We start from the raw sequence: 22,337 nt of genomic DNA, 5'->3' as shown, positions 1-22,337 counted from the left end.
AGTTCATACTTTCATATATATCTTATTTTTAAGACTTACTGGTTCGAATAGGTGTCTAATTTCATTAGGCAGTGTTTCAGATTTCCCGATCACAAGGAAGCCTCCCTTGATCAACCCTTCATGGAATCTGGTTATCATCTTTACTTTTTGTTTTTCATTGAAATATATCATTACATTCCTGCAGAATACAGTATCCAGATGTTTTGAAATTGGAGGATCGTTTGTCAGGTCATGCCTTTTGAAGCGATATGATAATTTATTTGTGTTTTTTATTTTATAGTCATTTTCCGTTTTCTCGAAATACTTGGATTTAAGGCTGTAATCCAGGTTTTGGAGTTTATCCTTGCAGTATACTCCTTCTGAAGCAGTTTTCAGGCATTTTTCGTCTATATCTGTAGCATAGACCGAAATACTCCAGTCTTCCGGAAAAACCTCTCTTGCACACATTCCTATAGAATAGGGCTCTTCCCCACAGGAGCATCCAGCACTCCAGAACCTGACAAGTTTACTTTGTGATTTTTGTTTTCTTTCTATTATATCCACGGCCAGTTTATCCCTGAAATACTCAAAAGGACCTTTATCTCTCATGAACTCTGTGACGTTGATTGTCAGGGTATCAATGAGGGCTTTAAGTTCATTTTCATCTTTTTCAATAAATCGGGCATATTCTCTGTAATCCTTAATCCCCACAACTTTCATTCGGAGTTCGATCCTTCTTTTAAGGTACTTATCCCTGTAACTATCAAGAATAATACCTGAGAGTTTTGATATCTTTTTTGTAAGAAGCTTGAAATAATCAGGTTCATTTATAGCCATGCTGCCTTCCCTGAGCTGTATTTTATAATCATACTCCCATCGATAGTGTTAAATAGGATACTTCTGCCTACATTTCCCCCTGTATCGGTAGCCACAATGTCAATTCCTTCTTCTTTTAAGGTATCCTGAACCGACTTTATATTGCGATCACCAATTTTCAACATTTCCATATTCATGTGCTTAAATATCTGGGCACCCCCGGCAAATTTAGCACATACCTTGCGCCTTCTTGCTCCATTGCGAATCATTTCTTCGAGCATTGTTTTAATGGCAGTCTCTGCATGTTTTGTTTTCCCCTCTGCTGAAACACCGGGAAGCAAGACGTGTGCAATTCCTCCAATACACGTTGATGGATCATAAAGGATTACTCCCACACATGATCCAAGTCCCATTGCTTTTAACAAAACGTTTTTCCCAATTTTATATTCTCCTATGCCGGCAACCAATTCTCCTTCAAATACTTCTACATTCGAACTTTGTACATTTCCACACAAGTGATTTTTTGCTTCAGCAATTATTTCACATTTTTGAGTACAATGTTCGTATGCACATAAATCCTTCATTGAACAATACGAGCCCATCAGTGTTTCATTTTGGCTTAATATAATCGCTCTTGCACTTGCTGTTGATATATAGGCAATATTGCTGCTCATAGTCCTTCCAGTATTTGCATGATATTGGTAAACAAATCTTCTTCTGGCAACAGGATTAGATCAATTTCTATATTGGACTCGGAATTGAGGGTAGTTTCGAATAAAATTAAATGGTCACTTTTCTGGGCCATCTGTGAAATTATACCGTCCACAATTGCCGTGGCCATGTCGACTGCATAATTTGGAGGAGAGGGTAGAATTATGAGGTCCATGAAATCAGCAGAAGCATCGCAGAATGCGGAACCGAGTATGTTTCCAGCTTCCATTACTGCGGAACCATACATCTCCTCATCGACCTCATCCATCCCATACATCTCCCTGACAAGTTTGTCTGCAGATTCCTTTGGTATCATTATATAGAGGTACCCTGAATTTCCGCCGGTGAGGTCTTCCAGTCCGAATAAAACGCCGGCAACCACCTCGTTGTAGATCTCTTCATGGATGTTGGCTATATTTACGATTCTTACTTCTGGAACGCTGATCTCTATATATTTATTAAGCATTTTTGAAAGTGAGGTTGCTGCATGACCTGTGCCAATATTGCCCAGTTCTTTTAATACCTCCACTTCCATTTCATTAAGTAATTCAAATTCAGGCATCTCGATTTCCTCCTATCAATGTTGAGACATCAATGATTGGTATCACCTTACCGTCCCCTAAAATTGTAACTCCGTTAAATCCTTTAACTCTGGACAGTACACTGCCGATAGGCTTTATTACGATTTCCTGTTGATCTATAATGGAATCTACAATAATAGCCATCTCTTGGTTATCTTTCTCTACTATAATTCCAATTTCTTTGTGTGATTTTGGTTTGTTCTCTTCGATTTCAAAAATTTCCTTTAATTTTATCATAGGTAGGAGTTTATCTCTCACATAGAGTAGTGGCTGATCATAGATGACTTTGATATTTGATTCATTGACATTAAGGGCTTCAATTACATTGGAAATAGGAATCGCATAGTTCTCATTGGCTACTTCTACTACCAGGGCTCTTATTATGGCAACAGTGGGTGGCAGGCTGATTTTTATGCGTGTGCCTTCTCCCGTTGTAGAATAAACCCTGACATTACCACCCAGTTTATCTACCGCATTCTTCACAGCATCCATCCCAATTCCCCTGCCTGATATTTCAGTAGCGTTGTCTTTTGTGGAAAAACTGGGAGTGAAAATTAGCATCCTGATTCCATCTTCATCAAGTTTTTCGATTTCAGAGGGCGAAAGGATCTCTTTTTCCAGAGCTTTCTTTTTGATATTTTCCACATCCAGACCCTTTCCATCATCCTCGATTTCAATAATGACGTTGCTCTTTTCCTGTCTGGCTGAAAGTTTTATGCGACCGGCTTGGCTTTTTCCAGCCTTCTCTCGGTCTTGTGATTCTTCGATTCCATGATCTACTGAATTTCTTACCAGGTGCACCAGTGGGTCACTGATCTCATCCAGAATAGTCCTGTCCAGTTCCGTATCCTGCCCCTCTATCTCAAAATTGATTTCTTTGCCAAATTTTTTGCTTAAATCTCTTACCATTCTGGGGAACTTATTGAACACCCTCTCAATCTTGACCATTCTCATCCTCATCACTTCATCCTGCAGACTCGTGATGGATTTATCCAGGATGCCGGTAGCTTCTTCAAGTTCGGGTATTTTATGTTGGTGTGATATCTGAAGCAGGCAACCTTTATTGATGACCAGTTCACCGACAAGGTTCATTATATTGTCCAGATCAGAAATCCTAACTTTAATGGAATCCTGTCTCTTGGGCCCTGGTCCTGTCTTTTTGGTATTGTCGGTTTGGGCGATGGATTTTCTGTTTTCAGATTTTACTTTAGGATTTTCTGTTGAAGTTCGCTCAACCGCTTTTTGAGGTTCTTGTACTTCTTGACTTTCTTTTTCTATTTCCTGCGCAGTTACCTTTTCTTCTTCCTCGATCTGTATTTCCTTATCTTCATTAAATTCTGAAGGGGTTGGCTGCATCAATCGAGGTTTTTCATATTGTCTTTTTTCCCAGGCAAGGTCAGTGCTGGATTGGGTGTTACTGATAAACACAGCCATTAGTTGCTTTACTTTTTCTTGGAGGGAATATTTCTCATTCCTGATAATATCCCTGATTTTACTCATTAAACTGATGTTATTCGGTCCACTTTCATATATAATTTTATAATCAGTTTCATATCCATGAGTTGTTTCTTTACTATTCTCGCTTACCTTGGTTATTTGGGGGGTGGGTTTTTCCTGAATGTAATTTTCAGATTCATTTTTTATGGTTTCATTGTCTGTTGAAGTATATTCAACATCTGGGCCACATTTTATGACTTCATAACTCTCGATCTCCGAAATCCTATCCATAGCATCCTTGACCCTGTCCGCTTCTCCTTTGATAAAAACTTTAAGTGAACCATTGAATGTACCATCGATTTCCTCTTCCGCAGGTTCTGTCCTGACAACTTCCCCTGCTTCTCCCATTGATTCTATCACAAGTACAGCTTTTAATTCCTTGATGTCTGCTGAAGGTGATATCTGTGTATTGAGTATGATGTTATATTCATCAGAGGCAAGATATTCTTCAGATACATTTTCCAGTTGTGGTTCAGCAACGTCCTTTTTAGTTTCTTCACTTCCCTTTTCCGTAATTTCAAACATCTCGATCTCCGAGATTTTCTCCATTACTTCCTGGACTTTTTCTGCCTCTCCATTGATGAAAACCTTAAGTTTTCCCTTGAATGTATTATCGATTTCCTCTTCTGCAGGTTCGGTCCTTATTACTTCTACCTCTTCCTTAAGAGATTCTATCACAAGTACAGCTTTTAATTCCTTAATATCTGCATCATTGGAAATTTTGGTGTCAAGAATTATGTTACAGTCTTCACCCAGGGGATCAACATCGTTCTGCATACCTTCAGAAACCTTTGGTTTTCCCTCTTCTTCCGGTATAATCTCTACATCTTCCGAAGCCGAGCTGGATACTGCATCTAAAGATTCTTCAACGGTTTCGTCTGTGGACACTTCTTCTCGAGCACAATCTTCAGTTGAACTTCTACCCTGTTGTTTGTATTCTTCAAAAGATTCCAGAAGGTCTTGTATTTCGGTATCATCAGTACCCTGGGACTCGATCTTTTCAACCATTTCATTGATGCGGTCTACGGTTTCAAGCATTACATCTATAAGTCCGCTATCAATGTTTATTTCGGCACATTTTATCCCACTTAGCACTTCTTCCATTTTGTGGCATAATTTTTCAAGTGATGTATACCCCAGGAATCCGGCCATTCCTTTTATTGTATGAGCTACCCTGAATATTTCATCCAGTGCATTCTCATCCCCGTTTTCCAGGTCAATGAAGGCTTGGTTAAATATTTCCAGATACTCATTAATTTCCTGAAGGAACTCATCCTTATAAACATCCATATCAATATCCATTACCTCATCCCTCTATACATCTAACAATCTCTTCAGGAATTTCAAAAATAGGTTTTACCACGTCTATTGCTCCTGCTTCAATAGCCGCTTTTGGCATTCCGTAAATCACGCATGTGTCCTCACTGCATGCGATAGTTTTCCCTTCATTTTCATGGATCAATTTAAACCCGTAAGTCCCATCATTTCCCATTCCTGTAAGTATGGCGGCAACCATATTTTTTCCATATACATTCGTCACACTTTGAGCAGTAATATCGACTGCAGGAATCACCGCGTGTACCGGTTCACCTTCTACAATCTTTATCCTGATAACTCCCAATGCTTTACGAACTTGCATATGAAATCCGCCGGGAGCTATATAGACGACTCCATTTTCGACCTTTTCATTGTTCCTGGCTTCTTTAACTTGAAGTTGCGATAAACTATCAAGTCTTGCAGCCAGTTGGTTACAGAAATTTCCTTTTGGCATATGCTGTACTACAAAAACAGGCGCAGGCATATTTTCAGGTAGTCTGGGTATGATTTGTTCAAGAGATGAAGGACCTCCTGTAGAGGAACCTATAAGAACCGCTGTTTCATCGGGCGTTTTATCCCAGTTTCCCTTTATGATTTCTCCCTTGAATTTTTTCAGGTTAAGCAAACGAATTATATTCGGTTTGGAATTATGAATATTATTGACCTTTGAAACCAGCTCATCTTCGATTTTGTCAATCTCATGTAATCCAGTGGGTTTTGTAATAAAATCGATTGCACCCAATCTTAAAGCTTCCAAAGCTTCTCTTGAACCCTTTTTGGTGAGAGTGCTGAACATAATCGTGGGGATGGGGTTTGTATGCATTATTTTTTCAACAGCAGTTATCCCATCCATGACAGGCATGTTGACATCCATCACGATTACTTCAGGTTGCAGTTTTCCTGCCTTTTCTATGGCTTCCTCCCCATTTCTTGCAGTTCCAACAACCTCGATATTATCGGCACTCTCAAGCATGTCTTTTGCTGCCTTTCTCATCAGGGCAGAATCATCAACAACAAGGGTTCTTATCATATTATCCACCGGCCTTCATGCGCCAGTAACCTTTTTTATTTCCTCAACGACTTTTGGTCCCTGGAAGGGTTTTATGATATATCCTTTGGCACCGAGTTTGATAGCTGTTTTTACAATTTTTTCCTGGCCCACAGCAGTGCACATCACAACTTTTGCACTTTTATCCATACCCTTTATTTCTTTTAATGCATCAATTCCACTCATATCCGGCATCACTATATCCATTGTAACAATGTCCGGATTCAATTCCTTGTACATTTCCACTGCCTGTTTCCCGTTTTCAGCTTCACCGGCTATATCAAATCCAGCTCCAAAAAGGATATTTTTCAGGAGTTTTCTCATAAATGCTGTATCATCTACAATTAATACTTTTGACATGCAACCTCACCTTTTTCAATCTTATTTTGATGCATTCCCAACCATGGTAACTCCACGAGGGGTTAGTTCAATTTCTTTTCTGACTTTAACAACCTCTGCCAGGCCGTTCTCAACAAGTTTGTCATAATATTCATTGAGCTCATCTGTGGATATCCCTACAATGTTCTCTATTGAGACAAAATCCAGACCCGAGTATACGAGTGTCAGAATTTCTTTTTCCGTCTCAGTCATATCAATCTGGGGTTTATGTGTCTCGATGAGTCTGGTAATGTAATTCTCCAGCATCTCAAGGGTGGTCTCGGGACACATCAGCAGACTTGTTGCCACCTGTCCCTTTTTGACTTTCGAAAGGACCAGCACTTTCCTCTGTTTTCCTCCGATATTTCTTGTCTCCTTAACCACCCCTCCGATGTTATCAAACAGCATCTTCTGCTGCTTTTTTGGTGAAAGGAACCAGAAACCTTCATCCGTTACACTGAAATATCCTTTCTCCCATTTTGCACCGGATGACACCACGCCTCCAACGGTTGCAGAATCAAGATAATAGACCGCAAACCTGTCTGCTTTCAGATTAAAGGCAAGAAATCGGAAGACCTGTGCCCGGATTTTCTCCGGGGGTTTGATAATAGTCTCTCCGTCCTTTTTGATCCTGATCGCTTCAACACCTTCTACATCGACATCGCCAAGATCTTCGATCTCGTTTACGGGAATTTTCTTTTTTCCTATGGACAGGGTTTGATCGGTAATTAACAGTTCTGCATCCATCCAGTTCCCGTCAAATAATTTTGCCGGGGTTCTGAGATGAACTTTCTCTGTCATCTTTTCATACCCTCAATTTCTTCTTCACTGAATACTTTGTCCAGATCTATGAGTGTCAACAATCCGTCCTCCAATTTACCCACGCCCGTCAGGAACTTTGATTCGTCCCTTGATGTTATTATATCAGGCAGCTCATCTATATCGTTCGAGGACAGATATTTGACCTCATTGACACTATCCACGATCATTCCAATGACCACGTTTTCGTATTCGATCACAATGATCCTGGTCTCATTGTCAGTTTCCTTTGTCTCTTTGCCGAACCGTTTTCTCAAATTGATTATGGTTGTGATCTGTCCCCGGAGATTTGTCACACCTTCAATGAAGTCTGGAGAATTCGGGATCCTTGTGATTTTGGGTGGTTTGATTATTTCCTTTACCTGGGAAATATCGACTCCGTATCTTTCCTCTCCCATATTAAAGACGATAACCTGCACCGTTTCTTCCACATCCATCATTTGACTATGGGTATCCATTTTAGGCCACCTTTGTATTTTAAGGAATGAAAACAAGTTCTCAGTTATTAGAGAACTTGAAGTTCTTTTTCATCATATCCTGTGTCTTATTAGCAAGGTCGTCTACGTTATTTATAGAGGTACTAACCTGCTGTGCAGCTGCGGTCTGCTCCTCGATTGCTGCAGAGGTTTCCTCACTGCTTGCTGCATTTTCTTCTGCGGTTGAAGCAACCTCGCCGATATTCTCATCAATACTTTCAATTTTCTCCAACCCATCTTCGGATTTCTGGTTCAGTTCACCGAGCATTCCATTGATTTTTTCGACCATCTCGGCAATTTCCCCGGCTTTGCCCAGAGCTTCTTCGATGTCCTTGCTTCCACCTTTAGCTTCTTCTTTTGCCCTGTTGATCGCTTCGGTAACTTTTTCAGTTTCCTTCTGGACATCACCCACTATCTCGTTGATCTCATCGGTACTGCTTCTTGATTCTTCGGCAAGTTTGCGTACTTCGTCTGCTACCACTGCGAATCCTCTACCGTGTTCTCCTGCCCTTGCAGCCTCGATTGCTGCATTCAGAGCCAGCAGGTTTGTTTGGTCTGCAATCGACTGGATTTTATCGGTAACTTTGCCAATGTTATTGACGGCACCATCCAGAGAAGTTACGATTCCTGCAAGTTGTTCAATTTCATTCACAATGTTGTTCAGGTCTTCCATTGCATTGCTTTGAAGTTCTTTGGTAACTTCACTTTTTTGGACCGCCTCTTTGGAGTATTTTGCAGACTCTGTTGCTGAATCGCTGAGTTCGTTGAAAATCTGTGCGGAAGCTTTTACATCAGAAGCAGAGGTATTGGCATGCCTTGAAAGATTCTCGGATCCGGTGGCAATCTGTTCTGCTGCGGTGGATATCTGCTCCATTCCTGCATTCATCTGGTTGACAGCTTCTTTGGATTGTTTCACTTCTTCAATTGTGCTGCCCATATCACTGAGGATATCTTGAACAATGCCTCTGAGATTTTCTACAAAAGCGTTGAACTCATCGAATGTCTTGCCGAAATCGTCATCCTTTGTTTTTTCGAGTTTTGCATCAAGATTGCCTTCTCCAACCATCCTGATTCCTTCTCCAAGGTCTTTAAGACAGTTGTTGGTATAGTCGAGTAGATTCTCAACTTCCTTTTCTTTTTGTTTGACCTCTGTCAGGTCAGTCATAATATTGAGCACGCCAACAATATCGCCATTATTATCTTTTATAGGGATTGCTGAAGTGACAGTGAATAACTCAAGATCACGCATTGAAAGCTTAAGCCATCTTTCTTTATTGTAGATTCCTTCTCCACTTTCTAAAACAGAATCGACTATAGTTTTATCGACCCCTTCTACAATGTCTGCAGGCGATGCACCAAAAGCTTCATTAGCATTGTTATATTTGCACTTCTCCAAAAAATAATCATTGATATACTTGATTTTTCCATCTTTATCAGTAAAAAGTGCCAGAGATGGCTGTGGTATACTTTGTACGATCATTTTTCTGGATTCTTCTTCTGCTTTTACATGCTGGGTTATATCCAAAAAAACCCCGTCTATGTAAATTGGTTCTCCACTATCATTACGTATGATCTTGCCTTTTTCTTGTATGTATATAATTTCATCATCTTTTGTTTTTATTCTATAGTCAACACTGTATGGAGTATTCTTTTTGATAGCTTCATCAATAGCTTCATCTATTGTGGATACATCTTCAGATAAGACCAAATCTGACCATGTTAACTTTTCGTTTAGAAACTCCATCTTTGAATAACCAGTCAATTCCTTCACACTTTGACCGATATAATATATAGCCCAGGATGATTTTATGTCACATCTGAATACGGTGACTGGTAAATTGTCAATCAATCCTGCAATCTCTTTTTCCTTTTGTGCCATCTCTTTATCATCAGTTCCAATTTGCATGTCGTTTTCAGGAATTGTTTCTATATCTCCCATAGTTTATCCACTCCAAATATCTCATTACGATGATTTCCGGGGTTATCAGTAGTGTACATTCACACTGGTCTGAAATGTCATAATAATGAGTATAATGATACTTCTATGCAATTATGCAATTTAATATATTTATATATTTTGCAGGTGATCAGAATTATTTGGTATATGGTATAAAAATAGCAGTATAGACCATCTCTGAAATCATGGTCTATATTTTTTATGAAATGAAGAAGTCACAGAAAAGACTTTGAAAAAAATAATTGAAAATGGATTGCCGTAATTATTCGGTCCCTTTCATTTTGTTGTAATTCTGGTACCCGGTTTTTTCCCTTCTACAGGTTTGCTTTTTGCACATTCCTGTCTGACAACATTGGATATCATTTCAGGCTGGGTCCCATCCATTACTATCGTATCGATGTTGCATCTTTCGATCATCTTAGCAGCCAATGGATCTACCGGTGATTTAGATCCTGCTTTCATTTCGGTGGAAATGACCACATCAAGCAATTCCTTTGGTGTCATCACATCAAACTTTCTGGCATTTTCATCGGTTGCAGGGTCACTTGAATAAACCCCGTCCACTGAAGTTGCAATCACCATTATGTCAGCTCTTAAGTATTCGGCAAGAACGGCAGATACCATGTCTGTGGTCTGGCCCGGGATTACTCCTCCCATGACAACTATTTTTCCGGAAGCTAAAGCCAGTTCTGCATCCTTATAATTCAAAGGAGGTTCCGGATATGCATTTTTCCCCAGGGCAGCTATCAGGAGTTGTGCGTTGAGGCGGGTTACATCAATCCCTATGAAATCACAGGTCACTTCATTCGCCCCTATCTGCCTGGCAGTTTCTATATACTGGCGGGCTGCAACACCTCCGCCTGTTATGACTACAATGGAATGCTCTTGAGAAAGCTCTTCCAGCATACTTGCATACTTTTTGAATCTTTCTGGATTTAGGTCTCTGGCAAGGACGGACCCGCCTATGGATATTACGAATAACATGAATGCTCCTCCGGATATTGTGCATGAGAATTTATAGTTATACTGGATGCAAAATAGGGATGAGAAAAAAATACAGCCGTTTTGTAGAAAAAAGATGTTATTTGAGGCTGCATTTTTCTACCTTTATAAATGGTATGCCTGATACAATCGCTCTATGTCCAATTCCGTGACATCCGAAGAATAGGAAGTAGTTCTGTAATTCCTGATTACGCAATAGATTCCCTCTTCAGACATAGGATTTACCCGGCAAAGTTGTTCAAAAAAGTAAGGGAAAATGGACTAATTATTCCATTGTGATTGCTTCGGTTGGACAGACGTCCACGCATGCACCACAGTCCACACACTCTTCAGCGTCTACGACTGCAATGTTTTCATCGTTCATTGAGATTGCTTCAGATGGACATTCGTCCACACATGTTCCGCAACCTATACATTCGTCAACATTGATTATTGCTACCATATATATCGTCTCTCCTGTTGATTTTAACGTCTTAATAGACTTCATCCTATCATTAAATAACTAAAATAAAAAGTTATCGATTAGGATTTATAGCATCTGATTTCATTCTTACTTCGTATGAGTACGGAATGATTGCAGAATCTTTTAAATTTAACAGACATATTTATTTTGGAGTAATATAATGATATTGTAAACACACTCTCAATTTGGATATATGATACAATGAAAGATGAAAAAGCAATTTCTCCTGTTGTCGGCATCATGTTAATGATTGCCATAACTATTGTTCTTGGAGTCACTCTGATCTTCTTCGCCACGGCCTTTGAAATGCAGGAGCCTGCACCTTTTGTGGCTCATTCAAGCGGGGAACTGGTACGCAAAGGGTGTGCAGATGAGACTTTTGAAGATCAAAGAGTATATTTGTATCATGAAGGCGGAGAAGCAATTGACGTCTGTAATATTGAAATTGTTGTATCATTTGATAAGAATGATAAAGTGGGAACACTCCATAATTTTCCTATAGAAGGAGATGATCCCAATCCAACTTCCGAATATGTAAGTGGTGATGATGTATTCGATAATAGTCATAACTCAATAGAAGGGTCTATTGGAACGGGAGATGTTGATGATGATGGCATGTGGTCCACAGGGGAATATGTGATGTTCAGAATTCCCAGTACTGAAGTTTATCTTAATTCTGGAGATGCAGTTTATGTAAAAATCATACATACGCCCACCAACACAGTAATCATAGAAGAAACCCTGACCGCTTCCTGACACACATTAACTTCCAATCCAATATCTTTTTAATAGGAGGAGCTTTAGGGAAAGCCATGAGCACCCCTGACAATTATATCCAGTACTTCCCCCTGGAGCAATGTTATCCCAACCAGAAGGACGCAATGGAGAAAATTCACCGCTCCCTGCTGGAAGAGAATCTGGTGCTTTTTGAGGGGGCCTGTGGGACCGGGAAGACCCTGAGTGCTCTGGTTCCCTCGCTGCATGTGGGAAAACAATTGGGCAAAACCGTGTTCATTGCCACAAATGTCCATCAACAGATGTTACAGTTCATAGATGAAGCCCGCCAGATTAAACGTACCCATGACATCAAGGTCCTTGTTTTCAAGGGTAAGATGGGCATGTGTCCCCTGAAACAGGGATATGATGAATGCGAGGCCAAACGGGATAATACCTACGATCTCATGGAGATCGAAAAGGAAATAAATCTCAAAAAACAGGAATCGAAGGCTGCCTGGGACGAGTATAAATCCTCGGGCGAAGCGGCGCATGCTTCTCTGAGGGATGCTGTCGATGAGGAGCGGGAAAAACTTGAGGAAAAAGCTAGTTCCCTGAGAAAACGTTCATGCGACCCCCTGTATGAGGTTTTAAGGGCAGAGGATGAAAAATTCCAGAAGTGGCTTTTCCAGGATGTACGCGATCCCGAAGAGGTCAATGATTACGCCGCTGAGAACGGCATGTGTGGTTATGAACTTCTCAAGCGGGAATTGAAAAATGCCGACCTTGTCATAGCCAATTTTCATCATATCCTCAATGATATGATATTTTCCACAATGCTGCGCTGGATGGACAAAGAACCCGAAGACCTCATTGCGATATTTGATGAAGCCCATAATATAGAAAACGCTGCCAGATCTCATTCATCCATTACTTTGACCGAACATGCCATTGAAAGTGCCCTGGCTGAACTCAATGCCAATGAAAAAAGTGATCTTTTCACCTCCATGCCGGTTGAGGATGTGGAAGCCGTGCTCTCCATTCTCCTGGAAGTGGTCAGGGATACCTATGATAACCGTTTTAAGTTCGGGGAACGCCAGCGGGTGGGGCGCAACTGGTACGATATACGCATAAGTGACCCCTATGAAAGAAATGATGTGGTATATGCCCGTTTTATGAGGCGGATGAAAGAGACCGGTTATGGGGAGGAAAAACAGGTACAGGAATTGCTCGGGATTGCTGCTGAAGTGGGAGGTTTACTGGATAATGCCTATCATGAACAATACAAACAGGGCCAGACTCCGATCCTGAAAAGATCCCACTTAAAACCCACAGCAGAATTTTTCTCCCAGTATCTCAAACTCTGCAACAATGAGAATTATTATCCCGTACTCAATGTCCGCCGGGATCAGGGCGGGGAGATTTACGGCCGGCTGGAGTTGTTCACCTGTATCCCGAAAAACGTTACAGGTCCGCTGCTGGATTCGATCTACTCGGCAATCCTGATGTCTGCAACCCTGCGTCCCTTCGATATGATCAAAAGCACCCTGGGCATCACACGGCAGACATGCGATCTGGCCTATGGTCTGACATTTCCTGAAGAACGCAGATTGACCCTCGCAGTATCCGTACCTCCCCAGTATTCTCGGATACGGGACGATCCTCAGAATCTGCAGATATTAGAACAGGTGTTACAGGATACGATTGAAAATGCCGGGGGCAATGTGATCATCTTTTTCCCGAATGCTTTTGAGGCAAAACGTTATTTCCGCAAATTCGATGGTGTGCTTGATGTCGAACTGTTCCTTGATGAAACCGGGGTATCTGCCCAGGATATACGTAAACAATTCTTTCAGACCGGAGAGCAGGGAGGTAAAGCTGTCCTTTTCACCTATCTCTGGGGTACCCTCAGTGAAGGAGTGGATTACAGGAATGGCCGGGGTCGGGTTGTTGTGGTGGTCGGTGTAGGTTATTCGGCCCTGAATGACAGGATGCATGCGGTGGAATCTGCCTATGATCATGAATTCGGTTATGGTGCCGGCTGGGAGTATGCTGTACAGGTTCCCACGATACGCAAGATCAGACAGGCCATGGGCAGAGTGGTACGTTCACCGACCGATTACGGTGTCAGGATACTGCTGGATGGCAGGTTCATGACGGATTCGGTTAAAAGACTGGGAAAATATTCGGTATACCCCTCATTTCCCGAAGATGAGAGAAAGGAATTCCTTGATGTGGAACCCGGCAAAGTGAAATATTCCCTGCTCAATTTCTTTTCGGACATGGAAGAGTTGTCCTGACACATATATATATGATTGTGAATTAGTTCCAAGGTACTATGATCGAGATTACATCCCCTTCAAGGCTGCACCTCTCTCTGATTGACCTCAATGCTTCCCTGGGCCGGGTTGATGGGGGAGTGGGGGTTAGTCTGCAGTATCCCCACATTCATCTTACTGCTGAAAAAAGTGATCAGGTGGAGATTACCGGCAGTTCATTACTGTACGACAAAGTGCAAGCTGCGATTTCTGCCCTGCTGCCTGAAGGAGAAGGAATCAGTATCTATCTTGATGAGGACATGCCTGCCCATGTAGGCCTGGGTTCGGGCACACAGGTGGCTTTGTGTACTGCGGCTGCGATCAACGAGCTTTTCGAACTGGGCCTTTCGGTCAGACATCTGGCCCAAAAAGTGGGCCGGGGTGGTACTTCCGGAATTGGTGTGGCGGCTTTTGAGGAAGGCGGTTTCCTTGTGGATTGTGGACATCGTTTTTCTGATAAAGGTGCTTTTTCTCCCTCCTCTGCCAGTCCGGCCCCTCCCGCTCCGGTAGTTTTCAGACATGACTTTCCGGACTGGCCCATAGTGCTGGCTCTTCCTGACAGGCAGGGAGCGCATGATGCACAGGAAGTGGATATTTTCAGGCAGGTCTGTCCTGTTCCCCTGGAGGATGTACAGACGATCTCCCACATCGTATTGATGCAAATGATTCCGGCAGTTATTGAAAAAGATATTGAGAACTTCGGCAGTGCACTTGATAGTCTGCAGACACTGGGATTCAAAAAGCAAGAGGTCTTCCTGCAGAGCCAGCAGGTGCAAGACGTAATTGAACAGATGAGAATGGCCGGTACCCATGGTGTCGGGATGAGTTCCTTTGGGCCTGCAATTTGCGGTTTTGTTGAAAATGAAATTCAGGGAAAACGTATTGTCCGGGAAATGCAAAAATTCCTGGATGAGAATATAGGAGGCAAGGTTTTGCTTACAACTCCCAATAACACCGGTGCGGATATCAGGATGGATTAACCTTGAATGTGAAAACCTGGTTTGCAGATATTGAAATCAATGAAGATGGAAATGTGGCTGAGTGCAGTCCCTGTACGCAGGATGTGCAGCAGCTGGCAGAAAGATTGCTTGTCTTTCAGACAGATCCCCAACAAATCCCGCCGGCAGGTTTTGATCCCGTTCAAAATGCCATTGAATGCGGATTCGCAGCAGGGGAAACTGAATATTATTCCCTGTTGCAGCAAACCTGTATTGCAGCCACGCGGCTTAAGATAAAGAACTCCTATTCTCCGGATTTGCGAATAATCCATGCCGTGGAAGCACTGGATGATATTGACGAGGCGGCCAATCTGCTGGCTGAGAGATTGGGTATATGGTACGGCGAGCATTTTCCCGAAGCAGGCATGCTTACCGAAAACCTGGCCAAGTTCGTAGCTGAAAACGGGCTCAGGCAGAACCTGCCGCAGGATTCGCAGTTCCATGAGACTGCCCGCTCGTCTGTGGGTATGGAAATGTATGCAGAGGACGGAGCTATCATAAAGGCTTTTGCAGCGGACCTCTCTTCCCTTTATGAGAGGCGTCATGTGATAGAAGCCTATATTCACAAAAACATGGAACAACTCGCTCCCAATCTGGAGGAGGTTGCAGGAGCCAATCTGGGTGCTCGATTGATCAGTATGGCCGGCGGATTGCAATCTCTCTGCCGGATGCCGTCAAGCACCATTCAGGTGATGGGTGCAAACCAGGCTTTATTCAAACATCTCAGGGGCAAGGCTACTTCTCCCAAACACGGTATTATTTTCAATCATCCTTTAATCAAGAATTCCCATCCGAAAATCCGGGGCAAAATGGCCCGTGCTCTTGCTTCAAGCCTGAGTATTGCAAGCAGGGTGGATGCTTTTTCCGGCCAGCTGAATCCTGCAATTAAAGAAAAACTGGATCGTAAGGTCCGATCCATCAGGGAGGGGAATAAATGAAGGCCAAAACCTTCCATGAAAACATTTTCACGCTACAGCAGGGCAAGAAAAGGTTCCTTGCTACCAGAAATCTTTCTCCCGGACTTGAAGTGTACGGGGAACACCTGGTGCAGGTTGAACAGGCAGAGTACCGTGTCTGGGAGCCCAAAAGAAGTAAACTTGCGGCAATGCTGCTCAAAAAACTTCCCTCGCCCTTTACAAACACATCGAAGGTGCTTTACCTGGGCTCGGCTACAGGTACCACTGTCAGTCATGTTTCGGATATTGTGCAGCAGGGAGTGGTCTATGCAGTGGAATTCTCACCCCGTACAATGCGGGACATGTTACCTATCTGCGAAGAAAGGCCAAATATAATCCCTCTGCTTGCCGATGCTTCCAAACCCGGGTCCTATGCAAATGTTGTGGAGCCTGTTGATGTGGTCTTTCAGGATGTGGCCCAGCCGGACCAGGCATCCATTGCCCTGTCCAATGTGCAGCACTTCCTCAAACCCGGCGGTTACCTGTTGATGAGCATCAAGGCCCGGAGTGTGGATTCCACTGCAAAACCTGATACGGTTTTTAAACAGCAGCTCAAAACATTACTGGAGCAAGATAATTCAAAATTGGAACTTGTCAAGAAACAGAAACTTGCACCGTTGCATATCGATCATCTCGGCGTAGTTGCAAGAAAAACTGAATGAGGTTTGCAGGTGGCAGATCAGGAAGAATTGAGACAGGGGCTGGGCAAATATTTCGGTGTCTGTCCATCGTATCATCATTCCAAGGCCTGTTTATGCAAGGATTGTCCATCCTATCCGGGTGAAGGTTATATGTTCTGTGTGCGGGGTCCTGCATCCGGTGAGACCCGACAGGAATGTATGTGTAATGACTGTTATGTCTATCATCAGTTTGCGCTTGATGGGGATTATTTTTGCAGGCGGGAATGAATTATGAACAAAAATACAATTATTGTGTTACTTTGTGTACTGGTAACTCTGACTATGGCCGGATGTGTACAGCAGGAATCTGACAACACCACACCACAACCTGAAACCTGTGACTATTCCGATGTTTCTGCAGCAGAAGCATTCAATCTGATTGAGACAGGGGATGTTTTCATTCTGGATGTACGTACCCAGTCCGAATATGATGACGGTCACCTGGAGAATTCCTACCTGATCCCTGTTTCTGAACTGGAAAACCGGTTGGATGAGGTGCCTTCGGATACTGCGATTCTTGTTTACTGTCGCAGTGGCAGGCGGAGTGTGACGGCATCGAATATTCTTCTGGATGCGGGCTACTGTGATGTTTATAATATGGAAGCCGGTTTCAATGCCTGGCGCTCCGGCGGCTATCCTTACGAGGAATAAAACCCAATCTTTTTTACTTCTTCTCTCCTTTTCACATGCATGTTGTATGATGAGATTGATTGGGCAGATGTCTGGATCGAGCAGATGAAATTGCATAACGAGGCGGATGAACAGGTTCAACAGCCGGATCGCTGGGCCACCTATGAAAATGCCAGACGTTTCTGGCAATCCTCCCGCAAAAGTGGTAAACGGCTGGAAAAAACCCTCAAGGACATCAAGCATGACAGCGATTCCCGGATACTGGACATAGGTGCCGGTCCGGGTTCAATGGCAATTCCCCTGGCGCAAAGGGTGTCCCATGTAACTGCAGTGGAGCCGGCTGAAGGGATGACAGAAGTCCTGAAGGAAAATATCAAACATTACCATCTCAACAATGTCACATGTATCCAGGAAAACTGGGAGGACGTGTCCCTGGAGGAACTGGATTCTCCTTATGATGTAATTGTAGCGTCCTATTCTCTGCACGTGCCCGATATCAGGGAGGCTATTGAAAAGATCCAGCAGTTAAGCAGTGGCAAGGTTTACATCTACTGGTTTGCAGGTGCGACCTCCTGGGATAAGAATTATTCACGTATCTGGCCGCAGTTACACGGCAGACAATATTATCCCTCTCCCAAATGTGATGTGCTCTACAATGTGCTCTACAGGATGGGAATCTATCCGGACATGGAAAATTTTGAATTGATACATGAGACCCGGTTTTCTTCCCTGGATGAGGCGGTTCAGCATTACAAACCCCATTACAAGATTGCCACTAATGAGCAGGAACAGATACTGCGCTCCCATCTGGAAGAAATACTGGAAAAAAAAGGGGACGAGCTGGTTCAGGTGGGTCGCTCGTCAAGGGTAAAAATATCGTGGGATAATTCCCACTGATTTTTTCAATGCAAAAAGTGCCTCATTCCGGTAAATACGAGGGAGACGCCCAGCCGGTTGGCGGTGTCTATAACTTCATTGTCCCGGATTGAGCCGCCCGGGGAGACAATATATTTGATATTGTTTTCGGCGGCATGGATGATGCTGTCATCGAAGGGGAAGAAGGCATCAGAAGCAAGGACACATTCTGAGAGAATATTGTTGCAGTACTCCTCAAAGTCCATTTCAGGCTGTTCCCTGTCATAGATCTCTTTCAGGTTTTCCCTTGCCTTGGTGGCACATAATTTGCGGATGGAATCCACACGATTGGGTTGGCCGGCACCCATTGCCAGCATCATGTAGCACCCATCCTCATATTCCCAGGAAAGATTGACAGCATTGGATTTGGTACATTTGCAGGCTGCAATACAGAATTCGGACAGCCCCCTTTTCTCCTCGGGATACTCGGTCTCGGTGACACATTCCCATTTCTCGTACAATCCGATATTGCGGGACTGTTTGAGCATTCCTCCTGCAATATACTTGTAGGTAAATTCCGCATCAAAGGATTCATTGAGTGAAGGCAGCTCCAGCAGGCGCAAATTCTTGCTCTTGCTCTTCAAAAAGTCCAGTGCATCGTGTTTGAATTCCGGAGCGATAATGATCTCCACGAACTTGCCCTTGAGGAATTTGGCGGATTCGAGATCCATCGCGACATTGGTGCATATGATACTTCCAAAGGCGGATATCGGATCACCGTCCCAGGCAGCCTGCAGGGCCTGCAGGAGTGTGTTTCCGGTTGCCAATCCACAGGGATTATTGTGTTTGACGATACATACTGCAGGTTTTTCGTGTCCCAATTCCTTGACAGTCTGGAGGGCGTTGTCCCCGTCCACATAATTGTTGTAAGATAGTTCCTTGCCATGCAGCTGGCGACAGTTTGCAAGGGCAGGTCCCTCAATTTCTGGCTGGGAGAAAAATAATGCTTCCTGATGCCAGTTCTCTCCATAACGTAGTTCTCTGCCACCTGTGAAATTAAGCCGCAGGGTTTCTTCTCCCAGTAAGGTGCGACTTAAGTATGTATCAATTGTACTGTCATAGTTTGCTGTATGGCGGAATGCCTTGACTGCCATTTTTTCCCGGGTTTCCTGTGATACCACGCCACTTGAGCGCAGTTCCTTGAGGATATGTCCGTAATCCTGCGGGTCACTCAGCACTGTAACAGATTTGTAGTTCTTGGCAGCCGACCTGAGCATGGAGGGCCCGCCGATATCAATGTTCTCGATGGCCTCTTCCAGATTAACCCCTTTTCTGGATATGGTTATCTCGAAGGGATAGAGATTTACGGCCACCATGTCGATAAGTTCAATAGAAAGGTCTTCAGCGTCGCTGACGTGTTCCGGATTTTCCCGCAGGCAAAGCAGGCCACCGTGAATCTTTGGGTGGAGTGTCTTTACCCTGCCTCCCATCATCTCAGGAAATCCGGTGATCTCTGATACGTCAATTGTTTCTATTCCTGCATCCCGGAGCATACGTGCCGTGCCTCCGGTTGAAATGATCTCTATATCAAGTTGTTTGAGCCCGCGTGCAAAATCCACTATTCCCGTTTTGTCGGAAACGCTCAGCAATGCCCTTTTCACCAAAAAATCACCAAGTCAGGTTGTAATATATTACTAATAAAGGTTCTGGTCTCTTCGGGGTGTAGTAAATATTTGACCATTAATCCAGCAATATCAACGTATACTGGGAGGGGATTGTATCGTTCATGGGGAATTTCTGGAAAGGTATGCTCAGTTTATCCAGTGTTTTGTCAAGCCTAACACCAAGCCCCATCAGGCAGGGTCTGCGAATGGTCGGATGATGGCATTCTCCCTGGGAACTTGCACAGTTGACATCGGTATAATCGCTGTTGGCACACCATGTGCACATGCCCGGAAAAGTGGCAAGAGCAGTATTATATCCCAGTTTCCAGGCGAGCTTCTCAAGTTCTATACTTCCCGGCTGGATTCTTTCCTTGCGTTCCTCCATTACAGTCTTTAATGTTTCCTGATGTTGCTGTCTGGTTTCTTCATCCTCAGGGGAAGTGACAATGTATTTAATGAAATTCTCACTTATTTCCCTGGAAAACCGATTGTCTGATTTCCAGTCGACAAGCAGGGTCCATTTGTACTCCATCAGCATTTGCCTGAATTCATCCACTGTCGGTATAAAAGGAGGGCATACCTGACTGCCGTAACCATTGCATCCAAATATACACTTCAGAATTGTCCGGTTCTCAACAATTATATTTTCTGCAGGTATCAGTCTGACACTTTTTGCCCCAAGTTCTGTGGCCTTTTCTTCCAGAATTCTGTAATTCTTTTCAGGGATAGTCATATGTAAGCCTACCTTTTCAGGTCTATATCCGGTTTTTGCTGTATTTTTGGGTACTAATTAACCCAATGCTACAAAATTAGTGATTAATTCTACTAACTATTGTTCTCCAAAAACTTATAATCTCTGGGCTGGTAATCCTATGTATAAAATAGATTCAGTTTGGTACTTAGTGGGGGGTGTCATCATACTTGGATTAACAATGTCTGAACTTCGTGTATTTTCATTGATCTTGCAAATAGTAGCCTTATTGCTGATTATTATAGGTTTTATTGCTTTGAAAAAGAGCACATCCATGAAGGAAGGAATATCAAAACATGGAAAGATAATCAATGTTGGCTATTCTCTGGCAATACTATCTGTGTTGTATATGGCCTATTCTGCTTATCTTTCTATAATTGGCACAGGTTCAATTCCACCATTAGTTCTAGTCCATGGTTCGTTGGGTATCATAACGTTGGCATTAGGAGCTTTATTTGTCACCAATAGGTGGAGCTGGAAGAGTAAAAGATATATGAGAATTGAATTGGTTCTCTGGTTGGCGGTATTTTTGGGTGGAACTTATCTGTATCTTGTAATAAGTGGTGCCATCTGAATCTTCATCATAAAATCAGGCTCTTATTCAGAAAATTTCACCACAGGACACACCTCTATGCATTTGCCGCAGTGGGTGCACTTATCCCGATATGGGTAATTTTGTTTTTATCCTGTATTGCATTGTGAGAACATTTGCCGATATACACTCTACAACCCATACAGCCCAGAGCCCGGTGTATTGAGTTTTCCTGTTATTTTTTCAGAATAACCAGTTTGGTTATGCGTGATTCTGTCAGAAATTTCTATGGAATTAGCAGTAACTTCGCTGAATTAAGAAAACTTTATGTATCGTTATGTTCATCCGAACATATCGTCGCATGTTATGGAAATAAAACAATTTCATCATAGGGGAACTCTCATGCATAAAAAATTCAGGTATATTCTATTGATATTTGTGATCTTGTTTGCTGTATGCACAAGCGCATGTGTTGATCAAGAGGAAGTTTCTGCACAGAGCACAAGATCGATAACTGATATGGCAGGAAGGACCGTTGAAATCCCGGCTGACGTTGACAAGGCAGTTGCCACTTCTCCTCCTGCAACAATGCTTATCTACATGCTGGCTCCGCAAAAATTAGCAGGCTGGAATTTTATGCCTCAGGGGTCGCAAACATATCTGAAACCTGAGTATCAGGCCCTTCCTGTGATTGGCGGTTGGTTTGGTAAGCAGGATGGAAATTATGAAACCATAATATCCATGGGTCCCGATATCATCTTTGAAGGCTACAACAGTGGAGGGGATGTTAATTCTACCATCAATGAAAGACAGAAAAAATTCGGTACTATTCCTGTTGTGGGTATTGAATCGACAATTGATGCTATGGCATATGCAAAGTCAATCAAATTCATGGGGTATGTTCTCGGAGAAGAAGAGAGAGCAGGTCAATTGATCTCTTTTTACAAAAGAACACTTAACAATGTCACTGTAAAGGTCTCACAAATACCTGAAGATGAAAGGAAGAGTGTCTATTATGCAGAAGGTACCAATGGTCTGCTTACGGATCCGCAAGGTTCTCCGCACAGTCAGTTGATAGAGATATGTGGTGGTATCAATGTAGCAGAATGTCCCATTGAACAGGGTTATGGAAGATCAGAGGTATCCATCGAACAGGTATTACAATGGGATCCAGAGGTTATCATCACAGGTGACC

The 22,337-nt window shown here is 42.9% G+C and carries 23 protein-coding genes and 1 pseudogene; 10 read left to right on the top strand and 14 right to left on the bottom strand.

Features of this window, described 5'->3' with window-relative positions:
* Positions 1-3: 3 nt before the first annotated feature.
* From A9957_RS03645 to A9957_RS03595, 11 genes are all read right to left on the bottom strand, one after another.
* Positions 4-816 (bottom strand): protein-glutamate O-methyltransferase CheR, encoded by an 813-nt coding sequence (locus A9957_RS03645; protein WP_105460455.1) that lies wholly within the window; start codon positions 814-816, stop codon positions 4-6.
* The gene (locus A9957_RS03640) at positions 807-1,469 is read right to left on the bottom strand and encodes a chemotaxis protein CheD (protein WP_367121739.1); all 663 of its coding nucleotides are present in this window, start codon (positions 1,467-1,469) and stop codon (positions 807-809) included. The genes A9957_RS03645 and A9957_RS03640 overlap by 10 nt, the downstream gene beginning before the upstream one ends.
* Positions 1,466-2,068 (bottom strand): chemotaxis protein CheC, encoded by a 603-nt coding sequence (locus A9957_RS03635; protein WP_105460457.1) that lies wholly within the window; start codon positions 2,066-2,068, stop codon positions 1,466-1,468. The genes A9957_RS03640 and A9957_RS03635 overlap by 4 nt, the downstream gene beginning before the upstream one ends.
* Positions 2,061-4,886, bottom strand: a complete 2,826-nt coding sequence (locus A9957_RS03630) for a chemotaxis protein CheA (RefSeq protein WP_292343233.1) — start codon at positions 4,884-4,886, stop codon at positions 2,061-2,063. Before A9957_RS03630 ends, A9957_RS03635 begins: the two co-directional genes overlap by 8 nt.
* 4 nt (positions 4,887-4,890) lie before the next feature.
* The gene (locus A9957_RS03625; protein WP_292343232.1) at positions 4,891-5,931 is read right to left on the bottom strand and encodes a chemotaxis response regulator protein-glutamate methylesterase; all 1,041 of its coding nucleotides are present in this window, start codon (positions 5,929-5,931) and stop codon (positions 4,891-4,893) included.
* A gap of 15 nt (positions 5,932-5,946) precedes the next feature.
* Complete coding sequence (locus tag A9957_RS03620; RefSeq protein ID WP_105460460.1) at positions 5,947-6,309, bottom strand: response regulator; 363 nt, start codon at positions 6,307-6,309, stop codon at positions 5,947-5,949.
* Between the two features lie 21 nt (positions 6,310-6,330).
* Complete coding sequence (locus A9957_RS03615; RefSeq protein WP_292343231.1) at positions 6,331-7,128, bottom strand: CheF family chemotaxis protein; 798 nt, start codon at positions 7,126-7,128, stop codon at positions 6,331-6,333.
* A complete protein-coding gene (locus tag A9957_RS03610) occupies positions 7,125-7,604 on the bottom strand; it encodes a chemotaxis protein CheW (protein WP_105460462.1) in 480 nt (159 codons plus the stop codon). The genes A9957_RS03615 and A9957_RS03610 overlap by 4 nt, the downstream gene beginning before the upstream one ends.
* A gap of 40 nt (positions 7,605-7,644) precedes the next feature.
* On the bottom strand, positions 7,645-9,561 hold the full coding sequence (locus A9957_RS03605) for a methyl-accepting chemotaxis protein (protein ID WP_105460463.1): 1,917 nt from the start codon (positions 9,559-9,561) through the stop codon (positions 7,645-7,647).
* A gap of 294 nt (positions 9,562-9,855) precedes the next feature.
* On the bottom strand, positions 9,856-10,563 hold the full coding sequence (pyrH, locus tag A9957_RS03600) for a UMP kinase (RefSeq protein WP_292343230.1): 708 nt from the start codon (positions 10,561-10,563) through the stop codon (positions 9,856-9,858).
* A gap of 283 nt (positions 10,564-10,846) precedes the next feature.
* Complete coding sequence (locus A9957_RS03595) at positions 10,847-11,023, bottom strand: 4Fe-4S binding protein (RefSeq protein ID WP_096712530.1); 177 nt, start codon at positions 11,021-11,023, stop codon at positions 10,847-10,849.
* Between the two features lie 222 nt (positions 11,024-11,245).
* Here A9957_RS03595 and A9957_RS03590 point away from each other — a divergent pair, with 222 nt between their 5' ends.
* The 8 genes from A9957_RS03590 to A9957_RS03555 are packed head-to-tail and all read left to right on the top strand — an operon-like array spanning position 11,246 to position 18,237.
* Positions 11,246-11,800, top strand: coding sequence for a type IV pilin (locus tag A9957_RS03590; protein ID WP_128754578.1), 555 nt, complete (start codon positions 11,246-11,248; stop codon positions 11,798-11,800).
* Between the two features lie 56 nt (positions 11,801-11,856).
* A complete protein-coding gene (locus A9957_RS03585; RefSeq protein WP_292343228.1) occupies positions 11,857-14,058 on the top strand; it encodes an ATP-dependent DNA helicase in 2,202 nt (733 codons plus the stop codon).
* A 38-nt stretch (positions 14,059-14,096) separates the two neighbouring features.
* Entirely contained in the window at positions 14,097-15,056 is a 960-nt protein-coding gene (locus tag A9957_RS03580) for a beta-ribofuranosylaminobenzene 5'-phosphate synthase (protein ID WP_292343227.1), read from the top strand.
* A gap of 8 nt (positions 15,057-15,064) precedes the next feature.
* A complete protein-coding gene (locus A9957_RS03575) occupies positions 15,065-16,012 on the top strand; it encodes an NOP5/NOP56 family protein (protein WP_292343244.1) in 948 nt (315 codons plus the stop codon).
* Positions 16,009-16,692 carry a fibrillarin-like rRNA/tRNA 2'-O-methyltransferase gene (locus A9957_RS03570; protein WP_128754581.1) on the top strand — a complete coding sequence of 228 codons (684 nt, stop codon included), beginning with the start codon at positions 16,009-16,011 and terminating at the stop codon, positions 16,690-16,692. The genes A9957_RS03575 and A9957_RS03570 overlap by 4 nt, the downstream gene beginning before the upstream one ends.
* 9 nt (positions 16,693-16,701) lie before the next feature.
* A complete protein-coding gene (locus tag A9957_RS03565; protein WP_096712536.1) occupies positions 16,702-16,938 on the top strand; it encodes a DUF2769 domain-containing protein in 237 nt (78 codons plus the stop codon).
* Positions 16,939-16,941: 3 nt separating this feature from the next.
* Entirely contained in the window at positions 16,942-17,361 is a 420-nt protein-coding gene (locus tag A9957_RS03560) for a rhodanese-like domain-containing protein (RefSeq protein ID WP_292343225.1), read from the top strand.
* 39 nt (positions 17,362-17,400) lie between these two features.
* On the top strand, positions 17,401-18,237 hold the full coding sequence (locus A9957_RS03555; RefSeq protein WP_292343224.1) for a bifunctional 2-polyprenyl-6-hydroxyphenol methylase/3-demethylubiquinol 3-O-methyltransferase UbiG: 837 nt from the start codon (positions 17,401-17,403) through the stop codon (positions 18,235-18,237).
* 5 nt (positions 18,238-18,242) lie between these two features.
* On the opposite strand, the gene purH is transcribed toward A9957_RS03555, so the two are convergent.
* The gene (gene purH / locus A9957_RS03550; protein ID WP_292343223.1) at positions 18,243-19,859 is read right to left on the bottom strand and encodes a bifunctional phosphoribosylaminoimidazolecarboxamide formyltransferase/IMP cyclohydrolase; all 1,617 of its coding nucleotides are present in this window, start codon (positions 19,857-19,859) and stop codon (positions 18,243-18,245) included.
* A gap of 76 nt (positions 19,860-19,935) precedes the next feature.
* Complete coding sequence (locus A9957_RS03545) at positions 19,936-20,592, bottom strand: DUF2284 domain-containing protein (protein WP_096712540.1); 657 nt, start codon at positions 20,590-20,592, stop codon at positions 19,936-19,938.
* A 139-nt stretch (positions 20,593-20,731) separates the two neighbouring features.
* On the opposite strand from A9957_RS03545, the gene A9957_RS03540 reads away from it, so the two are divergent.
* Complete coding sequence (locus A9957_RS03540) at positions 20,732-21,184, top strand: hypothetical protein (RefSeq protein WP_243641497.1); 453 nt, start codon at positions 20,732-20,734, stop codon at positions 21,182-21,184.
* Between the two features lie 23 nt (positions 21,185-21,207).
* Here A9957_RS03540 and A9957_RS03535 read toward each other — a convergent pair.
* A pseudogene (locus A9957_RS03535) lies at positions 21,208-21,252 on the bottom strand (hypothetical protein); the annotation flags it as partial.
* A 292-nt stretch (positions 21,253-21,544) separates the two neighbouring features.
* On the opposite strand from A9957_RS03535, the gene A9957_RS03530 reads away from it, so the two are divergent.
* Positions 21,545-22,337, top strand: a 793-nt coding sequence (locus A9957_RS03530; protein ID WP_292343222.1) for an ABC transporter substrate-binding protein, incomplete at its 3' end; no start/stop codon positions are given.

This window comes from Methanohalophilus sp. DAL1, assembly GCF_001683555.1.
GTDB classification, from domain to species: Archaea; Halobacteriota; Methanosarcinia; order Methanosarcinales; family Methanosarcinaceae; genus Methanohalophilus; species Methanohalophilus euhalobius.
The sequence above is the reverse complement of the archived record's forward strand: the minus strand, read 5'-3'. Positions and strand labels throughout refer to the sequence as shown.